The sequence below is a fragment of the Gemmatimonas sp. genome (assembly GCF_044345575.1).
Taxonomy (GTDB): domain Bacteria; phylum Gemmatimonadota; class Gemmatimonadetes; order Gemmatimonadales; family Gemmatimonadaceae; genus Gemmatimonas.
Map to the genome: position 1 here is coordinate 1 of NZ_JBIJAW010000354.1, position 3,346 is coordinate 3,346.

Sequence of the window (3,346 nt, forward strand, 5' to 3'; positions counted from 1 at the left end):
GCCCGCACCGAAGTCGTGTCGGCCCGTCTGCGAAAGGAACGTCCCGCCAGCACCAAGACCATTCAGCAACTCGACCGGAAGATCACGCCATGACCCTCGATCGCAGGCAGTTCCTCAAGAGCTCGGCCATCATCGGTGGTGCGGTGGGCCTCGGCCTGCCCGCCGTGGCTGAGGCATTCACGGCTGACGGCGTGCGTCCGCTGGCGTATCGCCCGGAGACCGGCGAGCCACAGCCAAAGCCGCTGCGCATCCTCATCCTCGGCGGTACCGGCTTCATCGGACCGCAGCAGGTGGAGTACGCGCTCGCGCGCAAGCACAAGCTCACGCTGTTCAATCGCGGCATGACCAATGTGGGGCTGTTCCCCGGTGTGCCGCGCATCGTGGGCGATCGCAACGTCGCCGGCGGTCACGATGGGCTGAAGCAGGGTACGTGGGATGTCGTGATCGACAATCCCGTGCGCAATCCCGCGTGGGTGCGCGATGCGGGGCAGGCGCTCAAGGGGCGCGTGGGGCAGTACATCTTCGTCTCCACCATCTCGGTGTTCAGTGATTACTCGAAGCCGGGGATGGACGAGAACGGTCCGTTGCATAAGCCGGGTGACGAGTCGATCTGGGCGAGCAACGATGGCGCCGCGTACGGTCCCAACAAGGTGCGCGCTGAAATCGAAGCGAAGACCCAGTTCGGCGAGGACAAGCTGACCATCGTGCGTCCCGGTCTCATCGTGGGCCCCGGTGATCTCAGTGACCGCTTCTCGTATTGGCCGGTGCGCATCGACAAGGGTGGCGAGATTCTCGCGCCGGGTACGCCGAACGATCCCGTGCAGTACGTCGATGTGCACGATCTCAGCGAGTGGATTGTGCGCTGCGGCGAGAACCACACCATCGGGACCTTCAACGCCACGGGTCCCAAGGGCCCGACGACAATTGCCGAGATGTTGCTGGGCATCAAGAGCGTCACCACGAGCGATGCGAAGTTCACCTGGGTGCCCGCGGAGTTCCTCGCCGAACAGAAGGTGCGCGCGTGGAGCGAGATGCCGGTGTGGCAGCCGGCGATGGGCCCCACGCTCGGCTTCATGCAGGTGAACTGTCAGAAGGCGTATGCGGCGGGGCTCACCTTCCGTCCGCTGGCCGACACGGCGAAGAGCACGCTCGACTGGTACAAGACGCGTCCGGCCGCCGAGCAGGAGAAGGCGCGCGCCGGTATCGCGCCGGAGAAGGAGAAGGCGGTGCTCGCCGCGTGGCACGCGAAGCGGGGCTCGTGACCATGGCGACAGTCGACACGCCCATCAAGCCGCTGCGCATTCTCATTCTTGGTGGCACCGGCTTCATTGGGCCGCATCAGGTGGAGTACGCGCTGTCGCGCGGGCACACGGTGACGCTGTTCAATCGTGGCGTGACCAACCCCAAGCTGTTCCCCAACGTCGAGAAGCTCATCGGTGACCGCAATGCGCCCGGTGGCTACAAGGCGCTGGAGGGTCGCACGTGGGACGTGGTGATCGACAATCCGGTGCAGGTACCGCGCTGGGTGCGCGAGGCTGGTGCCGTGCTCGCGCCCAACGTGGGGAAGTACGTGTTCGTGAGCACGCTCAGCACGTACAAGAACCGCGGCAAGATCGGCATCAGCGAAGCGGACGTGGATTTGCTCAACACGCCGTCGGCGCCCGACGCCACGGAGCAGAGTGCCACGTACGGTGAACGCAAAGTGCGCGGCGAGATGGACGCCAAGACCACGTTCGGTGAGAACAAGACGCTCATCGTGCGTCCGGGGCTCATCGTGGGCCCCGGCGATCTCACCGATCGCTTTTCGTACTGGCCCATTCGCGTGGAGCAGGGTGGGGAGATGCTGGCCGCGGGGACGCCGGATGACCCGGTGGCCTTCATCGATCAGCGCGATCTGACCGAGTTCATCGTGCGGTTGTGCGAAGCCGATGCCACAGGCACGTACAACGCCGTGGGGCCCAAGCACGGGCTCACCATGAGCGAGATGCTGTACGGCTGCAAGGCGGTGACCACGAGCGACACGCGCTTCACCTGGGTGGACGCCGATTTCCTGCTTGAGCGCAAGCTGCGGCCGTACGCCGACCTGCCCGTGTGGATGCCGCCCCGCGGCAACAGCGCGGGGTGGGCGCGCATGGACATCAGCAAGGCGGTGGCGGCGGGGCTCACCTTCCGCCCGCTCGCGGAGACCGCGCGCGATACGCTGACCTACTTCCATCAACAGACGCCCGAGCGGCAGGCGCAGCTCAAGGCCGGGCTGCCGCCGGAGAAAGAGCAGCAGGTGCTGGCGGAGTGGCGGGCGAAGCAGTCCGGTAAATCGGGTCTCGAGTGAGGCGCTTGCTTTCGCGGCTCGGCACGGTCGAGGAGGGCGAAGAACGCGCGACGCTGCTGGCGGCCACGTACTTCTTCTTCGCCCTCGCGAGCTACTTCATTCTGCGCGCCGTGCGTGATGCCGCTGGTGTGGCCGCCGGGACGGACAAGCTGCCGTGGCTGTTCACCGGCACGTTGCTTACCACGCTCGCCATGAACCCCGTGTACTCGGCGATCGTGGCCCGACTCCCGGTGCGCCGCTTCATCCCCATCGTGTATCGCGTGTTCATCGCGCTGCTGCTGGGGTTCGCGGCCATCATCAAGTACGGTCCCACGTCATGGGAGCCGTATCTCGGGCCGGCGTTCTGGATTCTCACCAGCATCTACTCGCTCTTCATCCCCTCGGTATTCTGGGGATTCATGGCCGATACGTTCCGGCCGGAGCAGGGGAAGCGGTTGTTCGGCTTCATCAGCGTGGGTGGTACACTCGGCGCGCTCGTCGGCGCGTTTCTGACGTCGCGACTCGCCGAGGTGGTGGGCACGCCGGTGCTCATGGTGATGAGTGTGGTGCTGCTCGAATGTGCGGTGCAGGCGGCGCGACGGTTTCCGCCGAGCTTCCGTGCCGATACGCGCGCGCGTGACGAAGCGGAAAAACCCGTGGGTGGCTCGTCGTTGGCGGGCATCACCCATGTGCTCACGAGTCCGTACCTGCTCGGCATCTGCGCATACATGCTGCTGTTCACCATCGGGTCCACGATCCTGTACTTCCAGCAGGCGGAGATCGTGGGGGCGCGCTACGCCGACCGTGAGGCGCGGACGGCGTTTCTGGCCACCATCGATACGGTGGTGCAGAGTCTGACGATTCTTGCGCAGCTGTTCGTGACGGGGCGCGTGATCAAGTGGGTGGGCGTGGGCGCCACGCTGGCAATCATGCCCATTCTGAGTCTGGTGGGCTTTGCCGCACTCGGCACGTGGGGCACGTTGTCGGTGTTTGTCGTGTTCCAGGTGCTGCGCCGGGCCGGTGAGTATGCGTTTGGCC

The 3,346-nt window shown here is 65.6% G+C and carries 3 protein-coding genes; all 3 read left to right on the forward strand.

Translation table 11 applies throughout. The annotated features are described in order from the left end of the window. The first annotated feature begins 89 nt into the window (after window positions 1–89). The gene (locus ACIQ6O_RS15020; RefSeq protein WP_396208590.1) at window positions 90–1,262 is read left to right on the forward strand and encodes a twin-arginine translocation signal domain-containing protein; all 1,173 of its coding nucleotides are present in this window, start codon (window positions 90–92) and stop codon (window positions 1,260–1,262) included. A gap of 2 nt (window positions 1,263–1,264) precedes the next feature. Further along, entirely contained in the window at window positions 1,265–2,329 is a 1,065-nt protein-coding gene (locus ACIQ6O_RS15025) for an NAD-dependent epimerase/dehydratase family protein (RefSeq protein WP_396208591.1), read from the forward strand. Between the two features lie 5 nt (window positions 2,330–2,334). After that, window positions 2,335–3,346: NTP/NDP exchange transporter (locus ACIQ6O_RS15030; RefSeq protein WP_396208592.1), on the forward strand; the 1,012-nt coding region annotated here is incomplete at its 3' end.